The organism is Ralstonia sp. 25C, assembly GCF_051904805.1.
Taxonomy (GTDB): Bacteria; Pseudomonadota; Gammaproteobacteria; order Burkholderiales; family Burkholderiaceae; genus Ralstonia.
This window is the reverse complement of sequence record NZ_CP196737.1, coordinates 2,576,996-2,598,362: the sequence shown is the minus strand read 5'-3', so window position 1 is coordinate 2,598,362 and position 21,367 is coordinate 2,576,996. Positions and strand designations below refer to the sequence as shown.

Below are 21,367 nucleotides of genomic sequence, written 5' to 3'. Positions count from 1 at the left end.
CCGGTCATTCGATGCGCCCAACAACCCTGACTCCGTGGCTGCGCCCGCGCATGTTGTTGCCAGGGCGACAGCTATCCGAATCACTGAGCTAAGCGTTGGTAACGGCCGTTACTCTGACGGAACGATGCCATCTGGCGCCGGTGGTCCGCCGATGCGACGACGCGCGCACGGCGGATACGTCATCGTTCCATTTGCGTGCCTTACGTAGGCTGGGTAAGCCAAGTGCTGGTCGGGCAAGCGCGTTACACAAAGCCACCCGATGTAATTTGGGCTCCACCCTCGTTTGAAGTTTCCTCCGCGCTGAAGCACAAACGTATAGGTTTCCCCCTCCTCCACCTGCCTGAGCCCGCCTCCTTGGCTGTATCCGCTGACAGGTCTGTTGAAAACCACGCACTCCCCAGGACGCAGCAACATTGGCTTTCCCTCAGGCGCGAGTTCGAGCGCCCATTGACGCTTCTTCTCGCCGGTCCGCGGCAAACTCTCCACGACGTAAGCCTCCTGCAGCTCGATAGTCTCTGCATCTGTCAGAGGTAGACACGCGGCGGGGGCACCATCGACTTCCCGGATATCCACAGCATTGGGGAGGGATGAGGTTGCCGACGCACCGTCGAAACCCAACAAAGCCGTCAGCAAACCAGCAACAAGAATGAGCGATTTCATGGAGCCCCCTCCTTAGCCAGGAAGATGACTCTTGTCGAGTGGACTCTCGACAAATGGCTCCATCACATTGCGAAGAAGATCTGCATCTCCCCCTGGATTGAAAGCCATCTCTGAATTTCCGAAAACGCAAATCATGTAGTAGTCCGACATGATATTTCCCTGCTGCTCCATGTTGAAGTCAGCCAGCCGACTGTCTGGCTTCAAACGGTAGACGTACGCCGATGGCCCGCGGCTCGTCACCGTTAGTCCTTTCCATTTGACCGGGTATCCCATTTGATACTGCCAGACGTGCGCCCTTTCATGAATGAATAGCGCGCGCCATGCCGGGTCTATCGATGAAGAGGAAAAATTGTGCTGGTAAAGGTTCTTGGGGTAATACATCTCCCCATTGGGCGTGACCGCCGTATTTTTGTCCTGCATGCCCATGAACAGCCACCAGCCCCCGTGGTGGACCCAAACCTTGCTGTAATCAATCCCTCGCCCGAATACAGAACGGGCCATATTGATTTCACCCGTGGTCAGCGCCCGCTTCTCTCCTTCGGGGATGACGACATCGACGACGGATTCACCGACGCACGTGTCGTTGGTGGTAGCAATCATCTTGGTTTCAGATTTGACGTAGCAGCGCTCCACGGCTATGTGGCTAACCGACGTGTTGCAACACATACAGGCGTGTACAGAAGACGGTGGCGACAGCGTGATGGCCATGACGGTGGTGGGCTGCAACGTACCGAAACGCTCCGTACACCCCTCCCCGTCCGTCGTCCCCGAGAGTTTCGTGCCATCGCCCAGCGAAATGACATAGGGGAGGTAGCACGCGGGTTCTCCGCCTTGGCCAACAAGGCGCAGTTGCTCATCAAACGGGAACGCTTGCCCGCCACCATTCGGATAGCAGATCAAGCAAGTGTGGTCAGCGCACGCCAAGATGGGGCCTCCGTATGGGTCCACGCAACATGATTGCAATGGGAAGCCGCATATTGGGAAGCAAATCGACGACCGACTCAATCAGCCATTTCCGAATTCGCGTGTGAGGAGGATGGCCAGGAAGCGAGAGGCCACGTTACAGCTTGCGCGCAACCAGCCGGTGACCATACGCGCCATACCGTTGGTTCTTGCGGACGTGCCAAGCGCCGGGGACGAGATTTAGGCTTCCGCCGCCGAGGCAGCGCTCTCTTCCGGGTCCTTCATCCGGCTGCGATTCAACGCCCCCGCCTCATCCAGCACCGGATACGCCGCCGCGCAGAACAACGAATTCAGCCGCTTGAAATCGCTGATGATGTCCAGATGCAGCGAGCTGGTTTCGATGCTCTCGGCGGTCTGCGCGGACACACGCGTGAGGTGGCTGCGCGAATACCGTTTCTCCAGATCGCGGAAGTGCGCCTTTTCCAGCATCAGCTTCTGCGCGCTGCGCAGGTCGCCCGTCAAGAAAACCGACAGTGCGAGCTTGAGGTTGATGACGAGCCGCGCATGCATGTCTTCCAGCTCCTGCATGCCGGCCTCGGAAAACGCCAGCTTGTGCGCGATCTTCTTCTCGCGCACGTCCTGCAGCAGACGGTCAAGAATGTCGCCGGCATGCTCCAGGTTGATCGTGAGCGAAATGATGTCGGCCCAGCGCTTGCCTTCGCGCGCGTCCAGCGCCTCGTGGCTGAGCTGCGTGAGGTAGAGCTTGATGGCGGTGTACAGCGCATCGACCTCGTCGTCGATGGCGCGGGTGGACTGCAGCAGGCGCACGTCGTTGGTCTTGAGCACGCGCAGAGTGTTGTCGAGCATGTGTTCGACGCGATCGCCGATGCGCAGTACCTCGCGCGACGCATTGCCCAGCGCAAGGGTGGGCGTGGCAAGCGCGGACGGATCGAGATAGCGCGGCGCGACCAGATCATCGATATGCGCACCACCCGGCAGGATGCGCGCGCACAGCTTCGCCATCGATTCGGTCAACCCGATCAGCAGCGCCGCCAGCGCCACGTTGAACAGCACATGGAACGCCACCACCACGTGCTGCAGCGCCACGCCCGCGTGCGGCGCCAGTTCGGCCAGCTTACCCAGGAACGGCAGCACCAGTGCCGCGCCCAACATGCGCGAGAGCAGGTTGCCCAAGGTCGCTCGGCGTGCGGCCTGACTCGATGACGGCGTGGTCGCCAGCGCGGCGACGGCACTGCCGATGTTCGCGCCCAGCACAATCGCAAACGCCACCTTGACGGAGACGGCAGCGGATGTCGCCAGCGTCGCGCAAAACAGCACCACGGCCAGGCTCGAGTAGCACAGCAGCGTGAGCACCGCGCCGATCAGCATGTTCAGTCCGGTGTCCGACGAGATGGACCCAAGCAGCACGCGCAGCGCATTCGCCTCGACCATCGGGCTGGAGGCCACCGAGATCAACTCCAGCGCCATCATGATCAGCCCCAGGCCGATCAGCACGCGCCCGAAATGCCCGACCGGGCTGCCCTTGCGCGACAGGTGCAGGATCACGCCAAAGAAGATCAACAGCGGCGACAGCCACGACAAGTCCAGGGCAAACACCTGTGCCATCAGCGCCGTGCCCACATTGGCGCCCAGCAGAATCGCCAGCGCCGCCGACACGCTCATCAGCCCCTGTGCGACAAACGCCCCAACGATGGTGGCCGTGGCGTTACTGCTCTGCACCAGGCACGTCACGCCGATGCCGGCCAGCAGCGCGGAAAACCGGTTCGACACGCTGCGCGACAGCAGGCGGCGCAGGTCCGCGCCATACAAGCGCAGCATGCCGACCTTGACGGTCTGGGTGCCCCACACCAGCAGGGCCACACCGGAGAGGAGTTTGAGCAGCGTAATCATCGATTCTTGTGGCGCCTATTGCTTATTACTTAGTCAACGCCACGCGCAAACCCAACCCAATGAAGATGCAACCGCTCACGCGATCCAGCCACAGCGATGCGCGCGGCGTGCGGCGCATCCAGCCACCCAGCGCCGCCGCGCACCAGCCATACAAGCTGAACACCACAACGGTCTGCGCCATGAAGATGCCGCCCAGCAGCAGCATCTGCAACGCTGCATGGCCGGCCTGCGCATCCACGAATTGCGGCAGGAACACCACGAAGAACAGCGTCACCTTCGGGTTGAGCAGATTGGCGAAAACGCTCTGGCGGAACACCTGCCCCAGGTCTGGCGCCGCCTGAGCATCCGCCTGCTTCAGGCCCACGCCGCCCTTGCTGCGCAGCGCCTGGATACCAAGCCAGATCAGATAGGCCGCGCCCAGCCAGCGGATCGCCTGGAACGCCAGGGGCGACGACTGCAACACCGCCGCCAGCCCCAACGCCGCAAACGTCGTGTGGAACAGGCAGCCCGATGCAAATCCCGCTGCCGCTGCCAGGCCAGCTTTGCGGCCCTGGCTCGCGCCACGCGCAATCACCTGCAGGTTGTCCGGCCCAGGCATCACCGTAATGGCGATGGAGGCGAGCAGAAACAGCAACACATGGGGCATCGACGGCCTCCTGGCAGCGAAGAAAAGAAAAGAATGCGGAAGAAACGATGCTACCGCGCCCGGCAACACGCCGTCATACTTTTGTCACATGAGCGTATGCGGCGGCATCGCTTTAGGGCGTCAGTGTCCGTCGAAACGGCACACCGTAAAGAGCGGCAAGCCGCCTTCGATCAGCAGTTCCGAGCCGCCCAGTTCGGGCAGATCGACAATCGCCGCGCCCTCCACCACCGTCGCGCCCAGACGTTCGAGCAGGCGCTTGCCGGCCATCATCGTGCCGCCGGTGGCGATCAGGTCGTCGATCAGCAGAACGCGGTCGCCAGGCTTGCACGCATCGGCGTGGATCTCCACTGTCGCGCTGCCGTACTCGAGCATGTACTCCTCGGCCACCGTGTTGAACGGCAGCTTGCCCTTCTTGCGGATCGGCACGAAGCCCAGGTTCAGCTCATACGCCACGATCGAGCCGAGGATGAAGCCGCGCGCATCGATGCCCGCCACCAAGTTCAGCCCCTGCCCCATGTAGCGATGAATGAACACGTCCACCAGCACGCGCAGGCTCTTCGGGTCCTGCAGCAGCGGTGTGATGTCGCGAAACATCACACCGGCCTGCGGCCAGTCCGGCACCGTGCGGATACGGTCACGCAGATAGCGCGACACATCGCCGAGTTCGGTCGAGGCGGGAACGGACGACGGCGTCAGCAACGCAGCCTGATTGTGCGGGACTTGGCTCATGGCAAGAACGAAAAAACGGGGAAAACGTGGTCTGCGGTAATGGGCTACCACCCGGGCCGATGGGCACCGCACCACAATGGGCCGGTTGTTACCTCGGATTGCAACCATACAGGAGACACGGCGATGGCTAAGAAAATTCTGATGCTGGTAGGCGACTACGTGGAAGACTACGAAGTCATGGTCCCCTTCCAGGCGCTGCAGATGGTCGGCCACACGGTGCACGCCGTCTGCCCTGACAAGAAAGCCGGCGACTCGGTTGCCACGGCTGTCCACGATTTCGAGGGCGCGCAGACGTACTCCGAAAAGCCGGGCCACCGGTTCACCGTCAATGCGAGCTTTGCCGACATTGACCCTGCCGCCTATGACGCACTTGTCGTGCCCGGCGGCCGCGCGCCCGAATACCTGCGCCTGAATGCCCGCGTGCTCGACGTCGTGCGGCACTTCGCCAGCGCGGACAAGCCCATCGCGGCCATCTGCCATGGCGCGCAGTTGCTGTCGGCAGCGGGCGTGTTGGAGGGCAAGGCATGCTCGGCGTATCCGGCATGTGGCCCAGAAGTCACGGCGGCGGGCGGCACCTTCAAGGACACCCCCGTCGACCAGGCCCATACCGACGGCAAGCTCGTGACCGCGCCAGCGTGGCCGGCACATCCGGCGTGGCTCGCACAGTTTCTTGAAGTCCTGGGCACGCGGGTCCTACACTGATCCGGCTGCCCGCCGGTCGCCGTCCGGGGGCGCTTTCAGGAGAGCCCGGCCATGTGCGAAATCTTCATCCGCGCCAACCCTCACTCGTACGACAGCCTCGCGCGTTCGCTACGCCTGCACGGCGTGGCGACCAGCGTGCGGCTGGAGTGCCTGTTCTGGGAGGTGCTGGAGGAAATCGGCCAGCGCGACGGCCTGACGGTCAACCAGCTCATCAGCAAGCTCTATGACGAGCAGCTCGAGCGGCGCGGCGAGGTGGCGAACTTCGCCTCGTTCCTGCGCGTCTGCTGCCTGCGCTACCTGATGCTGCAGCAGGATGGCCGGATTCCGGCCGATACCCGCGTGTCGATCCGCTCCCTTGATGCCGCCACCGTGCTGGATGGCCTACCGCCCAGCATGGCCGACGCCCCGCCACCGCGCCGCTCCCGCGGGCCGCTGCTCGAAACGCTCGTCAAATAAGCGCTGACATCAACGCGGTGACAGCCGCTCCTCCGCCATCTGCAAGCTTTCGGGCGTACCGCGCAGCACGACGATATCGCCCTGCTCCAGCACCGTGTCCGGCTCGGGGTCGATGGCGCGAATGCCTTGCCGGCGGATCGCGGTGACTGAGGTCTTGAACGTTTCCAGCCCCATGGTGCCCAGCTTGCGGCCGATGGCCGGCGAGCCCTCCGACAGCGGAACCGAGTGCAGACGCACAGCCTCGCGCTCGAGCATGTCTTCTTCGTCGTCCTGGCCGTGGAAGTAGCCGCGCAGCAGGCTGTAGCGCGCGTCGCGCATTTCCTGTGCGCGGCGCACCACGCGGCGCAGCGGCACGCCCAGCAGCACCAGCGCATGCGACGCCAGCATCAGGCTCCCCTCAATGATTTCCGGGACGACCTCGGTGGCGCCCGCCTGCTGCAGCCGGTCCAGGTCTGCATCGTCAATCGTGCGCACGATCACGGGCAGCGTCGGCTCCAGCGCCTGCACGTGGTGCAGCACCTTCAGCGCAGACGCTGTATCGGCATACGTAATGGCGACCGCCGCCGCACGGTGGATACCCGCCGCCACCAGCGACTCGCGCCGCGCCGCATCGCCGTAGACCACGTGTTCACCCGCGGCTGCGGCATCGCGCACGCGGTCGGGGTCCAGGTCCAGCGCCATATAGCCGATGCCCTCCTGCTCCACCATGTGTGCCAGGTTCTGGCCGCTGCGCCCATAGCCGCAGATGATGACGTGGCGCTCGGTGGCGATGCTCTGCGCGGCGATCTTCGTCATCGCCAGCGATTGCATCAGCCAGTCCGTGCGCGACAGCCGCATGGCGATCACGTCGCTGTATTGAATCAGGAACGGCGCCAGCAGCATCGACAGCAGCATCGCCGCCAGAATCGCCTGGCCGAGCAGCGGGTCGATCAGGTGGAGCCCGTCGATCTGGTTGAGCAGCACGAAGCCGAATTCGCCGGCCTGCGCCAGCCCCAACGCAGTACGGATGGCCGCACCGCCGCCCGAGCCAAACGCGCGCGCCAGCAATGCAATCAGCACAAACTTGAACAGCACCGGCCCTGCCACCAGCGCCAGCACCAAGGCCCAGTGATCGACCACCACGCGGGGGTCCAGCAGCATGCCCACCGTCACGAAGAAGAGCCCCAGCAGCACGTCGCGGAACGGCTTGATGTCTTCTTCCACCTGCAGCTTGTAGGGCGTTTCCGACACCAGCATGCCGGCCAGGAACGCGCCCAGCGCCATCGACAGGCCCAGGCGTTCCGTGAGTGCCGCCATGCCCAGCGTCACCAGCAGCAGGTTCAGCATGAACAGCTCTTGCGAGCGCCGCGCCGCCACCAGGTGGAACCAGCGCGACAACAGCTTCTGCCCCAGGAACAGGATCAACACTAGCGCGATGGTGATCTTCAGCGCTGCGACCGACAGCGCCAGCATTAAGTCGCTCGGGTTCTTGCCCAGGGATGGCACCACGATCAGCAGCAGCACCACCGCCAGATCCTGGAACAGCAGCACGCTGATGATGTTGCGGCCGTGCTCGGTTTCCAGCTGCAGGCGCTCGGCCAGCATCTTCGAGACGATGGCCGTGGACGACATGGCCAGCGCACCGCCCAGCGCCAGCCCCGCCTGCCAAGACAGCGGATACCAGTGCGACAGCAGCAGCGACACTGGAATCGTCAGCAGCATGGTCAGCACCACCTGCGACGCGCCCAACCCCAACACCAGCCGCCGCATCGAACGCAGCTTGGAGAGGTTGAACTCCAGCCCGATCGAGAACATCAGGAACACCACCCCAAACTCGGCCAGATAGCGCGTCTGGGCGGAATCGGACTCCAACCCCGTCGCTTTCGGCCCGATCAGCACGCCCACCACCAGGTAGGCCAGCATCGGCGGCAGTTGCAGCATGCGGAACAGCACCACGCCGATCACGGCGGCGGCCAACAATACGAGGGCGAGTTCCAGCGGCGAATGCATGCGGCGCGAAAAACCAATCGAAAGGGGTTGGACAGGAGGGACAGCACCCGCGCATCAGGACGGTGCGTGCACAAACAAGCACGCAGGCGCTGCAAGACCGATGCCAGGATATAAACGAAGAACGCGATACGCGGGACGCCGCAGAGCAAAAAATGACGGCGTGGCGGCGGGAAGGAAAGGGGTTGGAAAGCCGAATGCCGCGGCGCAGCAAAACGGAGCGCCCGCACGCTCCGCAACTCCCCCGCAAGGCCAGCGCCCACGCATGCCAAACCTTGCCAAACAACGCGGTAGGCGGCCGGGGCCCTGTGTCAATCGTTGTTATACTTCGCCGCCATGATAGCGAATTTCAATCCGGATCGAGCACTGGCGCTGGCCCAGCAGACCTTCGACATCGAAGCGCAAGCCGTGCTCGGCCTCAAATCCCAGGTGTCCGCCGACTTTGCGCGCGCGGTCGAAATGGTGCTCAGCTGCACCGGCCGCGTGGTCGTGTCCGGCATGGGCAAATCAGGTCACATCGCGCGCAAGATTGCCGCCACGCTGGCCTCGACCGGCACGCCGGCCTTCTTCGTGCACCCCGCCGAAGCCAGCCACGGCGACCTCGGCATGGTCACGCGCGACGACGTCTTCATCGGCTTCTCCAATTCCGGCGAAGTGTCGGAGCTGAACGCCATCCTGCCGCTGGTCAAGCGGCTGGGCGCCAAGCTGATCGCCGTGACCGGCAACCCCGAGTCCTCGCTCGGCAAGCACGCCGACGTGGTGCTCAACTCGCACGTCGACGTCGAAGCCTGCCCGCTGAATCTCGCCCCCACCGCCAGCACCACCGCACAGATCGCGCTGGGTGACGCGCTGGCCGTGGCCGTGCTCGACGCACGCGGCTTCGGCGCAGAGGATTTTGCCCGCTCGCACCCGGGCGGCTCGCTCGGCCGCAAGCTGCTGACGCACGTACGCGACGTCATGCGCGCCGGCGATGCCATCCCGCGCGTAAACGAAGACACGCCGCTGTCGCAGGCGCTGATGGAAATCACCCGCAAGGGCATGGCCATGACCGCCGTGGTCGATGCCGATGGCCGCGCCGTGGGCGTCTTCACCGACGGTGACCTGCGCCGCCTGCTGGAAACCCCGCGCGACTGGCGCACCGTGCCGATGCATGAAGTCATGCATCGCAATCCGCGTTCGATTGGCCCAGATCAGCTCGCCGTGGAAGCCGTCGAAGTGATGGAAACGCACCGCATCAATCAGCTGCTGGTGGTCGATGCCGCCGGCCTGCTGGTGGGCGCGCTGCACATCCACGACCTGACGCGCGCCAAGGTCATCTGACCCGCCCACGCCGCTGATGACCACCCCGGCTGATCCTGTCCACAGCAACATCGACGCACGCTTTCCGCAGGCGATGGAACGCGCCGCGCGCGTGCGCCTGATGGTGTTCGACGTGGATGGCGTGCTGACTGACGGCCGCCTGCTGGTCGGCCCCGAAGGCGAGATCAGCAAGGCCTTCGACACGCTCGACGGCCACGGCATCAAGTTGCTGGCGCAGGCCGGCATCACGTCGGCCATCATCACCGGCCGACAATCCGAGATTGTGGCCTGGCGTGCCGGGGAACTCGGCATCGAGCATCTGTACCAAGGCGTAGCCGACAAGCGTGAGGCCTTCGCCCACCTGCTGGCCGCTACCGAACTGCAACCGACCGACGCGGGCTACATGGGCGACGACTGGCCCGATTTGCCGGTGATGGCGCTGGTAGGCTTTGCCGCCTGCCCCGCCCAGGCTCACGTGGAACTGCGGAACCGCGCCCACTACGTCGCCCAGGCAACAGGCGGCCGCGGTGCCGTGCGCGAAGTCGCCGACCTGATCCTCAAGGCGCAAGGCGCCTACGACGTCCTGCTCGCGCAAGTGCTGCAGCAGGCCCCGCAAACATTCTGATCACATGGCCAACGAACGCTCCCAACGCCTCGTTTCCTCCGTGCTGCAGATCATGCTGCGCGGGCTGCCGATCCTGCTGATGGCGATCGTCTGCGGCGTCACGTTCCTGCTCGTGCAGGTCAACACCCCGCAAACCGACGAAACCGCCACGCAGCCCAAGCGCCACGTCGCCGATTACACGATGGACGGGATCTCGGCCACCGCGCTGGACGAAACCGGCGCCACCAAATACCGCTTCACCGGCGTCCACATGAACCACTATGAGGACGACCTGACCTACGACGTCACCTTCCCGGCGCTGCGTGTGTATGCACCCGATCGGCCGCAGGTCACCGCGCGCGCCGATCTGGGCAAGATGAACGGCGATGGCACCATCATCGACCTGTACAACAACGCCAAGGTCATCCGCGCACAAGGGCCCGACGCCCGCCAGGACCCGCTGATGACGGCCGATTCGACCTACTTCCAGGTGCTGCTCAACGACGACGTCGTGCGCACCGACAAGCCCGTCGAGCTGCATCGCGGGCCGTCCGTCATGAACGCCAACGGCCTCGTCTTCAACAACGTGACGCGCCAAGTACAATTGCTGGGCAATGTGCGCGGCCGGATCGAAGGGCTGGGGGGCCCGAAGCCGTAGACTTCACCCCCACAGTTGAAAACGCCCATCGACCGCGCTCTTCTCTGACTTGATCTCCATGACTGATTCCCTCCGTGCTGCCGGCCTCGCCATCGTCGCTGCGCTGCTGCTTCCGGCCCTGCCCGCGCACGCCGAACGCTCCGACCGCGACAAGCCGCTCGTGCTCGAAGCCGACAACGCCAGCTACGACGATCTGAAGCAGGTCTACCACCTGACCGGCAACGTGGTGCTCACCAAGGGCACGATGGTGCTGCGCTCCGATGCCGCCGATCTGCGCACCGATCCGGAGGGCTACAACTACGCGGTGGCCACCTCCAAGCCCGGCAATCTGGCGTTCATCCGCCAGAAGCGCGACAACGTCGACGAGTACATCCAGGGCTGGGGCGAACGCATCGAATACGACGGCAAGCAAGAGATCTCCAAGCTGATCAGCCGCGCCCGCATGGAACGCCTGCAAGGCGCCACGCAACTCGACGAGATCCGCGGCGCCGTCATCACGTACGACGGCCAGAAGGAGTTCTACACCGCCTCGGGCGGCGCCGAGAACGCGACTTCTGCCAACCCTTCGGGCCGCGTGCGCGCTGTCCTGGCTCCGCGTACCAGCACGCCGGCCACGCCCGCTCCCAAGCCCTGATCCGTACCGCCTTTTTCGCTTCGCCTATGTCCGCCACCACCCTCGCCCCCAAAACCGCTGCGCCGCAGGCCACGACCTCCAGTACGCTGGTCGTTCGCCATCTGAAGAAGCGCTACGGCACGCGCACGGTGGTGAAGGACGTGTCGCTTGATGTGAAGAGCGGCGAGGTGGTCGGCCTGCTCGGGCCCAACGGCGCGGGCAAAACCACTTCGTTCTACATGATCGTCGGCCTGGTGGCGCTGGATGCTGGCGACATCGTGCTCGACGGCCAGCACATCAGCCGCCTGCCGATCCACCAGCGCGCGCGCATGGGGCTCTCGTATCTGCCGCAGGAAGCGTCGGTGTTCCGCAAGCTCAACGTGCAGGAAAACATCCGCGCCGTGCTCGAGTTGCAGGAGCAGGACGGCAAGAAGCTCACGCCCGCCGAAGTCAACCGCCGCCTCGATGCGCTGCTCGACGATCTGCAGATCGCTCACCTGCGCGACAACCCCGCGCTGTCGCTTTCGGGTGGCGAGCGCCGCCGCGTGGAAATTGCCCGCGCGCTGGCTTCGTCGCCGCGCTTCATCCTGCTCGATGAACCATTTGCCGGCGTGGACCCGATCGCCGTGGGCGAAATCCAGCGCATCGTCAGCTTCCTGAAAGACCGCAACATCGGCGTGCTCATCACCGATCACAACGTGCGCGAAACGCTGGGCATCTGCGATCACGCTTACATCATCAGCGAAGGCACTGTGCTGGCCGCTGGCCAGCCCGAGCAGATCATCGAAAACGAGGATGTGCGCAAGGTCTATCTGGGCGACAACTTCCGGATGTAAGTCACGCCGCACGCCTACGCCGTAAGGACGGTCGGAGGGGCGTGGTAAGGGCGCACCTTAAAGCAAAATCCGTTCCATCGACTGGCGGTTGGGCATAGAATAGGCCGCATGAAACAGTCGCTCCAGCTCCGTCTCTCTCAGCACCTGGCGCTCACGCCGCAGTTGCAGCAGTCCATCCGGCTGCTGCAGTTGTCGACCATCGAACTGCAGCAGGAAGTTGAGCAGGCACTGACCGAAAACCCGCTGCTGGAGCGGGAAAACGAGTGGCTCGACACCTCCGCGCGCATCGGCGCCGACGGCTCCGTCAACGCGTTGCAGAGCAACAGCGCCACCCCGCTGCCCACCGAATCGCCGCCGCCATCACCCAACGGGGCCGACGGCAGCAACGCCTCCGACAACAGCTACGAGAGCAACGACAGCAGCGCCGACTTCGACAGCGATTACGGCTCCGACCGCTCCGACTGGAGCCTCGACGATTTCGCCCGCAAGCCGCAATCCGACGAAGACGATCGCGCCCCGCTGCAATTGCGTGAAGCCGAGCCCTCGATGCGCGAGTTCCTCATGGAGCAACTCGCGCCGCTCAAGCTGTCGATGCGTGACAAGGGCCTTGTCATCTTCCTGATCGAATCGCTCGACGACGAAGGCTATCTCTCCGCCACACTCGACGAGATCCTCACCGACCTCCCCGCCGAACTCGAAGTCGAACTCGACGAGTTGCAGGCTGCGCTGCGCATGCTCCAGAGCTTTGATCCGGCCGGCATCGGCGCACGATCGGCGGCCGAATGCCTGACGCTGCAACTGCAGCGGCTCGACTCACCGGCGAAGGCGCTCGCGCTCATCATCGTCAATCAACATCTCGAGCTGCTGGCCGCACGCGACTACACGCGACTGAAGAAAGCGCTCTCCGTCGATGAGCCTGCACTGAAGGCCGCACATGAACTCATTCGTTCATTGGCACCATTCCCCGGTCATGCGTTTGGCCGCGCAGAAGCCGACTTCGTGGTGCCCGATGTCGTCGTGCGCAAAACGAGCGCGGGCTGGATGGCACAACTGAACCCCGACGTCATGCCGCGTCTGCGCATCAACGACATGTATGCGCAGATCCTGCGCAGCAGCCGCGGCGAATCGGGGGCCGCAAATCTGCAGCAGAAGCTGCAGGAAGCTCGCTGGCTGATCAAGAATATTCAACAGCGCTTCGACACGATCCTGCGCGTCTCGCAAGCCATTGTCGAACGTCAAAAGAGCTTTTTCACGCACGGTGAAATCGCCATGCGCCCCTTGGTTTTGCGGGAAATAGCTGATACGCTGGGTCTACACGAGTCCACGATCTCCCGTGTGACGACCAACAAGTACATGGCCACCCCAATGGGGACGTTTGAGCTGAAGTACTTCTTCGGCAGCCATGTATCGACGGAAACCGGCGGGGCCGCGTCATCCACTGCGATACGCGCGCTCATCAAGCAACTTGTAGGAGCCGAAGACCCGAAGAATCCTCTGTCCGATAGCAGAATTGCCGAGCTGTTAGGCGAACAAGGATTCGTGGTGGCCCGTCGGACGGTGGCCAAGTACCGCGAAGCCCTGAAGATCCCAGCAGTGAATCTGCGTAAGTCTTTATAGCCGCATCGCGGGCAGTTCCGGTGCGGCCCATCCGTGAGAAGGAGAACCGCTATGAACTTCAAACTCAGTGGACACCACCTGGACATCACGCCCGCGTTGCGTGAGTACGTGGAAACGAAACTGGAGCGTGTGATCAGGCACTTCGATCAGGTGATTGGCGTCAGCGTATTGCTATCGGTCGATAACCACAAGGAGAAGGATCGGCGTCAGTACGCGGAAATCAACCTGCACCTCAAGGGTAAAGACGTCTTCGTTGAATCACACCATGAAGATCTTTATGCGGCCATCGACCTACTCGTCGATAAGCTGGACAGGCAAGTGATCAAGTACAAGGACCGCGTGCAAAGCCACGACCGCAGCAGCGTGAAGCACGAGGCTTTCCAGGCCGTGCAGATGCAGCAATAGCCAACGGCACCACAAAAAACCGCGCCCTCGGATGGCGCGGTTTTTTTATGCCGTGGTGCATTCCTGACGATTCCGATTGCATCGGAATTAAGTCGGGCTAAAATCTGACCAAAGTATGAATGCTTGGCGTGGCGCGGATTTCGGCGCGGCGCCAGCTAAAACAGGGTCGATGCGCAGGCGTAACATGCCAGCACCGGCCATTTGCAGCCCTGGGGGATTCGCCTCTCTGCCCTGCGCGGTACGCCACTGGTGCGCCGCACAAAGCCGCGCGACGCGTGGTCTATAATGACCCGATTGTCCGCGCGCCAATTTGGTGCAGAAGGACGCCGCTCATTTCACGCATTACACATGAATCGCTTGGCCAAACTGCTGCCGCCCGGGAACATCACCCTCGACGTCAGCGTAACCAGCAAGAAGCGGGTATTTGAACAGGCTGGTCTGCTGTTCGAGAACAACCATGGCGTGGCGCGCGCCATTGTCACCGACAACCTGTTCGCACGCGAATCGCTTGGCTCAACGGGCCTGGGCGCCGGCGTGGCCATCCCGCACGGCCGCATCAAGGGGCTCAAGCAACCGCTGGCCGCGTTCATGCGGCTGTCCGAGCCGGTGCCGTTCGAGTCGCCTGACGGCAAGCCGGTTTCCCTGCTGATCTTCCTGCTGGTGCCAGAACAGGCCACCCAGCAGCATCTGGAAATCCTCTCAGAAATCGCCCAGCTACTGTCCGACCGCGAAATGCGGGAAGGCCTTGCCACCCTGCCGTCGCCCGAGGCGATTCACCAGCTACTGACCGACTGGCGGCCTTGAGCGCGGCGCAATCGGGGCTGCGCGCAACCGATTGCGAACGCTCCTCGCCCCAACGGCGCACCGTGCCCTGCTATGGAACTGACTGGCGTTACCGCCCAATCGATTTTTGACGACAACGCAGCCGATCTGAAGCTGTCGTGGGTCGCCGGCCTGGAGGGCGCGGACCGCGCATTCGACGTGGATTTCGCTAAAGAAGCGACATCTGCGGCTGACCTGGTCGGGCACTTGAACCTGATCCACCCGAACCGTATCCAGGTGCTCGGCAAACCCGAGATCACCTACTACCAGCGTCTGTCGGAAGAAAACCGCAAGCGCCAGATGGGCGAGCTGATCCTGCTGGAGCCGCCGTTCCTCGTGGTGGCCGACGGCGTGGACCCGCCGCCGGATCTGGAGCTGCGCTGCACGCGTTCGTCCACGCCGCTGTTCACGTCGCCGATTTCATCGGCGGCGGTGATTGATCATCTGCGGCTGTATCTGTCGCGCATCTCGGCGCCACGCGTGACGATGCATGGGGTGTTTCTCGACATCCTCGGCATGGGCGTGCTGATCATGGGCGATTCGGGCCTCGGCAAGAGCGAACTGGGGCTGGAGTTGATCTCGCGCGGCCACGGCCTGGTGGCCGATGACGCTGTCGACTTCGTGCGCCTGGGGCCGGATTTCATTGAGGGCCGCTGCCCGCCGCTGCTGCAGAACCTGCTGGAAGTGCGCGGCCTGGGCCTGCTCGACATCAAGACAATCTTCGGTGAGACGGCGGTGCGCCGGAAGATGAAGATCAAGCTGATCGTGCAACTGGTGCGCCGCAATGACGGTGAGTTTGAACGCCTGCCGCTCGACTCGCAGTACCTCGACGTGCTCGGCTTGCCGATCCACATGGTGAAGATCCAAGTGGCCGCCGGCCGCAACTTGGCCGTGCTGGTGGAGGCCGCCGTGCGCAACACCATCCTGCGCCTGCGCGGCATCGACACGCTGCGTGACTTCATGGACCGCCAACGCGCCGCCATGCTGGCGGAAGCGGCATCGCACTCTCCGCAGGGGCGTTTGCTTTAACAAAGCTGCTACAAAGTTTCGCGATCTGCCGGGTTTTACCCTAGTTTTCGTGGCGAAACGTCAACCCGGCATGCGGCATCACCGTTGTGGAGGGGAATGCGCCGGGCACACTCGCGGCGCCGTTCATCGCGAGCGCGGTGACACATTCGCCCGCTCTTCTGTCGGTACCCAAGGAGAAACCACGATGAAACAACTGATTGCCGCTTGCGCCCTGGCGCTCCCGTTCCTCGCCGGCCAGGCTTTCGCCCAGAGCAGCGCACCGGCCGCCGCTCCGGCAGCACCGGCAGCTGCGCCCGCCGCCAAGAATTCGCAGCAAGACAAGATGAAGCAATGCAACATGGACGCCGCCGGCAAGAAGGGCGACGAACGCAAGGCGTTCATGAAGGGCTGCCTGTCGGACAAGCCGGCGGCCGCTGCCAAGCCGATGACCCAACAGGAAAAGATGGCCTCCTGCTCCAAGGCCAACAAGGGCAAGAAGGGCGACGAGTACAAGAACGCCCAGAAAGCGTGCCTCTCGAAGGGCTGAGCCTCCGCTTGGCTTGACGCAGAAAGGCGGCCACACCGGCCGCCTTTTTTGTTGGTCGCTGGTTTGCCACAGAGGAATGCTATCCTCGCGTCATGCGCATTACTCTCATCACCGGCATGTCGGGTTCGGGGAAGTCAGTCGCCCTGAACGTGCTCGAAGACGCAGGCTACTACTGCGTGGACAACCTGCCTGCGCAGTTCATCCCCGAACTGGCGCGCTATCTGGCAGACCAGGGCTATACGCATCTGGGCGTCGCCACCGATATCCGCAGCCGAGAGTCGCTGCGCAAGGTGCCGGAGACCATCACCACGCTGCGCAAGGAACACGACGTGCGCATGCTGTTCCTGACGGCGAGCACCAACGCCCTGGTGCAGCGCTATTCAGAAACACGGCGCCGTCACCCGTTGTCGATCCGCAATGGCCGGCCCGATGTGACCGGCTCGCCCGCCAGCGCCAAGGACGCCGACACGTCCCTCATCGAAGCCATCGAGATGGAGCGCGAACTGCTCAGCCCGCTGGCTGACCCGGCGCACCGCATCGACACCAGCACGCTGCGCACCAACGCCCTGCGCGCATACATCAAGGAATTCATCAGCGACGAGCCGCACGACATCACGTTGATGTTCGAATCGTTCGGCTTCAAGCACGGCGTGCCCACGGACGCCGACCTCGTCTTCGACGTGCGCTCGCTGCCCAACCCGTACTACGACACGCAACTGCGCCCGCTCACCGGCCGCGACCAGCCCGTCATCGACTTCCTGCAAAGCCAGCCCATGGTGCTGGCGATGGCAGAAGATATCCGCGCCTACGTGGAAAAGTGGCTGCCGAGTTTCATCGCCGACAACCGTAGCTACCTGACCGTCGCGATCGGCTGCACGGGGGGCCAGCATCGTTCCGTGTATATCGCGGAACGGCTTGCCACGTACTTCCGCGCGCATGGTAATGTGTTAGTCCGCCACCGCGAATTGGCCGTAGACGGCTGAGCCGCGCGGCGTCACGCGAAGGTCTTGCCGCCGTCTGCCCAAGCCCGTCCATGCAAGAAGACATCGCTCTCTCGCCTTTCTCACCGCTGCCGCCGCTGCCAACCGAGCTGCCGCTGTTTCCGCTGCACACGGTGCTGTTTCCAGGCGGACTGCTCCCACTGCGTATTTTCGAAGCCCGCTACATGGACATGGTCCGCACCTGCTTGCGTGACCAGACTCCCTTTGGCGTCTGCCTGATCGAACGCGGCAATGAAGTCGCCACGGCTGAAACCTCAACGGTGCCAGTCGATGTCGGTTGTATCGCCCACATCGTCGAATGCGACATGGAGCAGCTTGGACTGCTGATGATCAAGGTGCGCGGCACGCAGCGCTTCAAAGTGCTGTCGTTCGACACCACGCCCGATGGCCTGATGCGCGGCACGGTCGAGCCCATCGGCGCCGACGTGGAAGACTGCAAGAGCGAACTGTTCGACGATTGTGTGAACGCCCTGCGCCGCATCGTAGCCACGCTGGGCGCGCGCGAAGACGGGAACGTGCCGATGGCCGAGCCGTATGATTGGAACAGCCCGAGCTGGGTCGCCAACAGGTTGTGCGAACTGCTGCCGGTACCGCTCAAGGCCAAGCAGAAGCTGATGGAACTGATGGATGCGGGCATGCGCATCGAAATCGTCCATCGGTACATGAAGCAGCACCACATCCTGTGATGCTGCGTCGGCCGCGCTAGATCAAGCTCGGCTGCACCAATGTCTCCAGCGCCAACTTCACCGGCGCGGGCAATCCCACGGAATTGAGTTGCGCGAGCGGCAGCCAGCGCCAGTCGTCGCCAAGCGCGGCCGTGGCGGTGATCTCTGCGCGCAGGAGATGCATATGCAGGCGGAAGTGCGTGAAGGTATGCGTAAGCGCACCGGCCATTTCCACCGCGGAGACAGCGCCGTACGCCTGCGCGGCCCGGCGCACGACATCGACGTCCAACGGATGCGCGTCAATCGCATCGTCCATCTCCCCCACCAGCGGCAGCGACCACAACCCGCCCCAGATGCCACGCTGCGGACGACGCTGCAGCAGCACCGTGTCGCTGTGCAGCGCGATGATGAGCGTGGCGGCGCGTTCGGGCGTCGCCTTGCGCGGACGCGGCACTGGCAACTCCATCACGCGATCGGTACTACGCGCTTCGCATAGCGATTCGAGCGGACAAGCGCGCTCACCCGTCAGGCATGCGGGCTTGCCGCGCGTGCAGACGGTCGCGCCCAGGTCCATCAAACCCTGCGTGTAGGGTTGGATACCGTCGGCAGGGGGCAGGACGGCCTCTGCGATACGCCACAGGGTGTCTTCCACACGCTTGTCGCCGGGAAAGCCGTCGACGCCGAACGCGCGCGCAAACACGCGCTTGACGTTGCCATCCAGGATGGCAGCACGCACGCCGTATGAGAACGCCGCGATGGCCGCAGCGGTCGAGCGGCCGATGCCCGGCAGCGAGGCCAACACCTCGGGATCTCGCGGGAAGACGCCACCATGCTCCGCCACCACGATCTGTGCGCAGCGATGCAGATTGCGCGCACGCGTGTAGTAGCCAAGGCCGGCCCACGCGGCCATCACGTCATCTGCGGGCGCAGCAGCCAGCGCTTGCACCGTCGGGAATCGTTCGATGAAGCGCGCGTAGTAACCGAGCACCGCGCTCACCTGCGTCTGCTGCAGCATGATCTCGGAGAGCCACGTGCGATACGCATCGCCGGTGTTCTGCCACGGCAGATGGTGACGCCCGTGACGCTGCTGCCAGGCGATCACGCGCACGGCGAAGTCGTCAGGAAGCGAGGGCAAAACGGGAGCGGCTTGAGGGGGGCGGCGCGTGCGGCGTGGGGTGGCGGTCATGCGTGTGATGAAGAAGCGGCGCGCGGGAACCGCACGCTGGCGGCGATCCTACCAGAACGAAAAAGGCGCCCGCAGGCGCCTTTCAATGCGTGACGATGGGCGTCAGGCGGCAGCAGAGTGCTGCTCCAGAATCATCCCGGCTGAAAGGATGCGATCGGTGTACGTCGCAATCACGCCGCTGCGCTCATCCAGCGTGTTGAGCAGCGCCTCAAGCTCGGCGATGCGCGCTTCCAGCGTATCGGTCGCCTCGTGGATGCGCTCGATCGAATCGACACGCTTGCGAAGCTGCTTCTGGTGATCGCGCACCTGTGCTTCGAGCGGCGTCATGACCGACTTCAGCCAGATCTCGATATCGCGGTTCATGTCCTGGAAGGTATCCAGCACGCGGCTGGCCACCGTCGAGAACGCGCCGTGCACGAGCTGCGGCTTCGGACGCGTCAGGAAGCTGAACGCGCCAAAGTGGTTGTGCGCGAGCATCAGCGTCTCTTTCAGATCGGCGTCGTAGCGCGTGCCCAGGAAGCGCAGCGGCGGCGACAGCGTAAAGCCGTGCTCCGCGTTGAACTTCTTGTACATGCCATCGACCATCTGGTGCAGTTGGTCGATGCGGTTGGCCGCGTCGCGCACCAGGCCGGTCAGGTGGCCGAACAGTTTGTCCATGTCGTCACGCAGGCCGCGCGAGAACACGCGCTCCTTCATCTTTTCGCGCGCTTCACGCATGGTCGAGCGGATCTGCTTGAGCTGCACGCTCTTGATGATCTCCGCGCTGTGGCGGCCGAACACCGTGCGCAGCGCCTGGAACTTGGCGATGCTCTGCTCGAACTCTTCCTTCTCGCCCTGCACACGCATCAGCATGTGCTTGACCATCGTGTGGTTCTTGCCGCGCAGGCCGCGTAGCTCGAACAGCTGTTCGACGATGTCGCGGCGGCGCATCTGCAGCAGTTGCTGCGCACCGGCGGCCATGTCCTTGACCGCCAGTTGCACTTGCTCGGTGACGATCTCGCGACGCTGCGGGATCAGCTGATCCGACAGCACCGACTCCAGTTCCGGCAGACGGCTCTTGGCCAGCAGTTCGTCGTCATGGCTGACCTTGGCCAGCAAGCCCTTCTGCGCCGACACCGGATACACGCGCTCGACATCGATATCGAGCACCTGCGCCGTGGTCATGATCTGGCGGCTGACTTCGTTCTCGACTTCCTGCTCGGTCTTGAGCGGATCCCACAGGCCGTCGACCTTGTTGAGCACGGCGATGCAGCCCTTGCGCTGACCACCGCCCACGTGCGAGCGCCACAGCTCCAGATCGCTCTTGGTCACACCAGCATCGGCCGCCAGCACGAACACGACGACGTGCGCATCCGGAATCAAACGCAGCGTCAGTTCCGGCTCGGTACCGATCGCGTTCAGGCCCGGCGTATCCAGGATCACCAGACCCTGCTTGAGCATCGGATGCGGGAAATTGATGATCGCGTGGCGCCACTTCGACACTTCCACCGTACCGGCAGCATCCACCGAGAACGCGGCGTCCGGATCGGCGTCGTTGTACAGGCCAAGCTGCTCGGCCTCTTCCTTGGGCACGCGCACGGTTTCCACCACGTGGCGGAACGCTTCCAGCATGCCCTCGGGGGACGAGGGATCGAGCGGCACCGACAGCCAGTGGCTGCCGGCATCACGGAAGTCAGCCGTCGACGCATCGTGCAGACGCGTCTCGATCGGCAGCAGGCGGATCGACGGCGGATAGCTTTCGTCGTACATCAGCTCGGTCGGACACATCGTGGTCCGGCCCGCCGACGACGGCAGGATGCGGCGACCAAAATCCGCAAAGAAGATCGCGTTGATCAGCTCGCTCTTGCCGCGCGAAAACTCGGCAATGAAGGCGACCTTCAGCTTGTCGCTACGCAGAACCCCACGGATGCGCTGTGCGCGCATGTCGGCCTGGGCGTCGTACAGCTCCTGCGCCTGCAGCCAATCCTGGAATTCCCCCACCGACTGCAGTACCGAAGCGCGCCAGGCGCTGTACTGCTCGAACTGTGTGCTCAGTGTGTTGTTCATCGTTCTGTCTTATTGTGTGCGCGCACCCGAAATGCAACCGCGCACCCTCCCGCCATCACTACAGCCG

The 21,367-nt window shown here is 63.7% G+C and carries 22 protein-coding genes; 14 read left to right on the top strand and 8 right to left on the bottom strand.

Translation table 11 applies throughout. The features are described 5' to 3' along the window. Window positions 1-108 precede the first annotated feature (108 nt). From ACS7SF_RS12215 to ACS7SF_RS12195, 5 genes are all read right to left on the bottom strand, one after another. Window positions 109-660: a hypothetical protein gene (locus tag ACS7SF_RS12215; protein WP_439890031.1), complete on the bottom strand. Its 552-nt coding sequence runs from the start codon at window positions 658-660 to the stop codon at window positions 109-111. Window positions 661-672: 12 nt separating this feature from the next. Then, on the bottom strand, window positions 673-1,560 hold the full coding sequence (locus tag ACS7SF_RS12210; RefSeq protein WP_439890030.1) for a hypothetical protein: 888 nt from the start codon (window positions 1,558-1,560) through the stop codon (window positions 673-675). A 243-nt stretch (window positions 1,561-1,803) separates the two neighbouring features. Beyond that, complete coding sequence (locus ACS7SF_RS12205) at window positions 1,804-3,474, bottom strand: Na/Pi cotransporter family protein (RefSeq protein ID WP_439890029.1); 1,671 nt, start codon at window positions 3,472-3,474, stop codon at window positions 1,804-1,806. Between the two features lie 25 nt (window positions 3,475-3,499). Then, the gene (locus ACS7SF_RS12200) at window positions 3,500-4,120 is read right to left on the bottom strand and encodes a LysE family translocator (RefSeq protein WP_439890028.1); all 621 of its coding nucleotides are present in this window, start codon (window positions 4,118-4,120) and stop codon (window positions 3,500-3,502) included. A 120-nt stretch (window positions 4,121-4,240) separates the two neighbouring features. Continuing rightward, complete coding sequence (locus ACS7SF_RS12195) at window positions 4,241-4,849, bottom strand: adenine phosphoribosyltransferase (RefSeq protein ID WP_439890027.1); 609 nt, start codon at window positions 4,847-4,849, stop codon at window positions 4,241-4,243. Window positions 4,850-4,972: 123 nt separating this feature from the next. On the opposite strand from ACS7SF_RS12195, the gene ACS7SF_RS12190 reads away from it, so the two are divergent. Together ACS7SF_RS12190 and ACS7SF_RS12185 are read left to right on the top strand one after the other, a co-directional pair. Continuing rightward, complete coding sequence (locus ACS7SF_RS12190; RefSeq protein WP_439890026.1) at window positions 4,973-5,551, top strand: DJ-1/PfpI family protein; 579 nt, start codon at window positions 4,973-4,975, stop codon at window positions 5,549-5,551. Window positions 5,552-5,602: 51 nt separating this feature from the next. Further along, complete coding sequence (locus tag ACS7SF_RS12185; RefSeq protein ID WP_439890025.1) at window positions 5,603-6,007, top strand: ribbon-helix-helix domain-containing protein; 405 nt, start codon at window positions 5,603-5,605, stop codon at window positions 6,005-6,007. A gap of 9 nt (window positions 6,008-6,016) precedes the next feature. On the opposite strand, the gene ACS7SF_RS12180 is transcribed toward ACS7SF_RS12185, so the two are convergent. Continuing rightward, window positions 6,017-7,996 (bottom strand): cation:proton antiporter domain-containing protein, encoded by a 1,980-nt coding sequence (locus ACS7SF_RS12180; RefSeq protein WP_439890024.1) that lies wholly within the window; start codon window positions 7,994-7,996, stop codon window positions 6,017-6,019. 333 nt (window positions 7,997-8,329) lie between these two features. On the opposite strand from ACS7SF_RS12180, the gene ACS7SF_RS12175 reads away from it, so the two are divergent. The 12 genes from ACS7SF_RS12175 to ACS7SF_RS12120 all read left to right on the top strand — a co-directional run bounded on the left by ACS7SF_RS12175 (window position 8,330) and on the right by ACS7SF_RS12120 (window position 18,089). Beyond that, window positions 8,330-9,313 carry a KpsF/GutQ family sugar-phosphate isomerase gene (locus tag ACS7SF_RS12175; RefSeq protein WP_439890023.1) on the top strand — a complete coding sequence of 328 codons (984 nt, stop codon included), beginning with the start codon at window positions 8,330-8,332 and terminating at the stop codon, window positions 9,311-9,313. Window positions 9,314-9,329: 16 nt separating this feature from the next. Continuing rightward, the gene (locus tag ACS7SF_RS12170) at window positions 9,330-9,917 is read left to right on the top strand and encodes a KdsC family phosphatase (RefSeq protein ID WP_439890022.1); all 588 of its coding nucleotides are present in this window, start codon (window positions 9,330-9,332) and stop codon (window positions 9,915-9,917) included. A gap of 4 nt (window positions 9,918-9,921) precedes the next feature. After that, on the top strand, window positions 9,922-10,554 hold the full coding sequence (gene lptC / locus ACS7SF_RS12165) for an LPS export ABC transporter periplasmic protein LptC (RefSeq protein WP_439890021.1): 633 nt from the start codon (window positions 9,922-9,924) through the stop codon (window positions 10,552-10,554). 58 nt (window positions 10,555-10,612) lie between these two features. After that, window positions 10,613-11,188 (top strand): lipopolysaccharide transport periplasmic protein LptA, encoded by a 576-nt coding sequence (gene lptA, locus ACS7SF_RS12160; protein ID WP_439890020.1) that lies wholly within the window; start codon window positions 10,613-10,615, stop codon window positions 11,186-11,188. A gap of 26 nt (window positions 11,189-11,214) precedes the next feature. After that, entirely contained in the window at window positions 11,215-12,003 is a 789-nt protein-coding gene (gene lptB, locus ACS7SF_RS12155) for an LPS export ABC transporter ATP-binding protein (RefSeq protein ID WP_439890019.1), read from the top strand. A 108-nt stretch (window positions 12,004-12,111) separates the two neighbouring features. Then, window positions 12,112-13,620, top strand: a complete 1,509-nt coding sequence (locus ACS7SF_RS12150; protein WP_439890018.1) for an RNA polymerase factor sigma-54 — start codon at window positions 12,112-12,114, stop codon at window positions 13,618-13,620. Window positions 13,621-13,671: 51 nt separating this feature from the next. Beyond that, a complete protein-coding gene (hpf, locus tag ACS7SF_RS12145) occupies window positions 13,672-14,025 on the top strand; it encodes a ribosome hibernation-promoting factor, HPF/YfiA family (protein ID WP_426396832.1) in 354 nt (117 codons plus the stop codon). Between the two features lie 348 nt (window positions 14,026-14,373). Beyond that, complete coding sequence (gene ptsN, locus ACS7SF_RS12140) at window positions 14,374-14,829, top strand: PTS IIA-like nitrogen regulatory protein PtsN (RefSeq protein ID WP_439890017.1); 456 nt, start codon at window positions 14,374-14,376, stop codon at window positions 14,827-14,829. Window positions 14,830-14,901: 72 nt separating this feature from the next. After that, the gene (hprK, locus tag ACS7SF_RS12135; RefSeq protein WP_366174061.1) at window positions 14,902-15,876 is read left to right on the top strand and encodes an HPr(Ser) kinase/phosphatase; all 975 of its coding nucleotides are present in this window, start codon (window positions 14,902-14,904) and stop codon (window positions 15,874-15,876) included. 184 nt (window positions 15,877-16,060) lie between these two features. Then, window positions 16,061-16,402 carry a PsiF family protein gene (locus ACS7SF_RS12130; protein ID WP_439890016.1) on the top strand — a complete coding sequence of 114 codons (342 nt, stop codon included), beginning with the start codon at window positions 16,061-16,063 and terminating at the stop codon, window positions 16,400-16,402. A 92-nt stretch (window positions 16,403-16,494) separates the two neighbouring features. Further along, on the top strand, window positions 16,495-17,385 hold the full coding sequence (gene rapZ / locus ACS7SF_RS12125) for an RNase adapter RapZ (RefSeq protein WP_426396827.1): 891 nt from the start codon (window positions 16,495-16,497) through the stop codon (window positions 17,383-17,385). Window positions 17,386-17,435: 50 nt separating this feature from the next. Continuing rightward, window positions 17,436-18,089: an LON peptidase substrate-binding domain-containing protein gene (locus ACS7SF_RS12120; RefSeq protein ID WP_439890015.1), complete on the top strand. Its 654-nt coding sequence runs from the start codon at window positions 17,436-17,438 to the stop codon at window positions 18,087-18,089. Window positions 18,090-18,105: 16 nt separating this feature from the next. On the opposite strand, the gene mutY is transcribed toward ACS7SF_RS12120, so the two are convergent. Further along, on the bottom strand, window positions 18,106-19,254 hold the full coding sequence (mutY, locus tag ACS7SF_RS12115) for an A/G-specific adenine glycosylase (protein ID WP_439890014.1): 1,149 nt from the start codon (window positions 19,252-19,254) through the stop codon (window positions 18,106-18,108). A 102-nt stretch (window positions 19,255-19,356) separates the two neighbouring features. Further along, window positions 19,357-21,300, bottom strand: a complete 1,944-nt coding sequence (locus ACS7SF_RS12110; protein ID WP_439890013.1) for a dynamin family protein — start codon at window positions 21,298-21,300, stop codon at window positions 19,357-19,359. Window positions 21,301-21,367: the final 67 nt, after the last annotated feature.

What these genes read in the sequence shown, in the direction of transcription:
- ACS7SF_RS12215 (WP_439890031.1), bottom strand. Translation starts at nt 660, where the DNA reads ATGAAATCGCTCATTCTTGTTGCTGGTTTGCTGACGGCTTTGTTGGGT.
- ACS7SF_RS12205 (WP_439890029.1), bottom strand. Translation starts at nt 3,474, where the DNA reads ATGATTACGCTGCTCAAACTCCTCTCCGGTGTGGCCCTGCTGGTGTGG.
- ACS7SF_RS12200 (WP_439890028.1), bottom strand. Translation starts at nt 4,120, where the DNA reads ATGCCCCATGTGTTGCTGTTTCTGCTCGCCTCCATCGCCATTACGGTG.
- ACS7SF_RS12195 (WP_439890027.1), bottom strand. Translation starts at nt 4,849, where the DNA reads ATGAGCCAAGTCCCGCACAATCAGGCTGCGTTGCTGACGCCGTCGTCC.
- ACS7SF_RS12190 (WP_439890026.1), top strand. Translation starts at nt 4,973, where the DNA reads ATGGCTAAGAAAATTCTGATGCTGGTAGGCGACTACGTGGAAGACTAC.
- ACS7SF_RS12185 (WP_439890025.1), top strand. Translation starts at nt 5,603, where the DNA reads ATGTGCGAAATCTTCATCCGCGCCAACCCTCACTCGTACGACAGCCTC.
- ACS7SF_RS12180 (WP_439890024.1), bottom strand. Translation starts at nt 7,996, where the DNA reads ATGCATTCGCCGCTGGAACTCGCCCTCGTATTGTTGGCCGCCGCCGTG.
- ACS7SF_RS12175 (WP_439890023.1), top strand. Translation starts at nt 8,330, where the DNA reads ATGATAGCGAATTTCAATCCGGATCGAGCACTGGCGCTGGCCCAGCAG.
- ACS7SF_RS12170 (WP_439890022.1), top strand. Translation starts at nt 9,330, where the DNA reads ATGACCACCCCGGCTGATCCTGTCCACAGCAACATCGACGCACGCTTT.
- lptC (WP_439890021.1), top strand. Translation starts at nt 9,922, where the DNA reads ATGGCCAACGAACGCTCCCAACGCCTCGTTTCCTCCGTGCTGCAGATC.
- lptA (WP_439890020.1), top strand. Translation starts at nt 10,613, where the DNA reads ATGACTGATTCCCTCCGTGCTGCCGGCCTCGCCATCGTCGCTGCGCTG.
- lptB (WP_439890019.1), top strand. Translation starts at nt 11,215, where the DNA reads ATGTCCGCCACCACCCTCGCCCCCAAAACCGCTGCGCCGCAGGCCACG.
- ACS7SF_RS12150 (WP_439890018.1), top strand. Translation starts at nt 12,112, where the DNA reads ATGAAACAGTCGCTCCAGCTCCGTCTCTCTCAGCACCTGGCGCTCACG.
- hpf (WP_426396832.1), top strand. Translation starts at nt 13,672, where the DNA reads ATGAACTTCAAACTCAGTGGACACCACCTGGACATCACGCCCGCGTTG.
- ptsN (WP_439890017.1), top strand. Translation starts at nt 14,374, where the DNA reads ATGAATCGCTTGGCCAAACTGCTGCCGCCCGGGAACATCACCCTCGAC.
- hprK (WP_366174061.1), top strand. Translation starts at nt 14,902, where the DNA reads ATGGAACTGACTGGCGTTACCGCCCAATCGATTTTTGACGACAACGCA.
- ACS7SF_RS12130 (WP_439890016.1), top strand. Translation starts at nt 16,061, where the DNA reads ATGAAACAACTGATTGCCGCTTGCGCCCTGGCGCTCCCGTTCCTCGCC.
- rapZ (WP_426396827.1), top strand. Translation starts at nt 16,495, where the DNA reads ATGCGCATTACTCTCATCACCGGCATGTCGGGTTCGGGGAAGTCAGTC.
- ACS7SF_RS12120 (WP_439890015.1), top strand. Translation starts at nt 17,436, where the DNA reads ATGCAAGAAGACATCGCTCTCTCGCCTTTCTCACCGCTGCCGCCGCTG.
- mutY (WP_439890014.1), bottom strand. Translation starts at nt 19,254, where the DNA reads ATGACCGCCACCCCACGCCGCACGCGCCGCCCCCCTCAAGCCGCTCCC.
- ACS7SF_RS12110 (WP_439890013.1), bottom strand. Translation starts at nt 21,300, where the DNA reads ATGAACAACACACTGAGCACACAGTTCGAGCAGTACAGCGCCTGGCGC.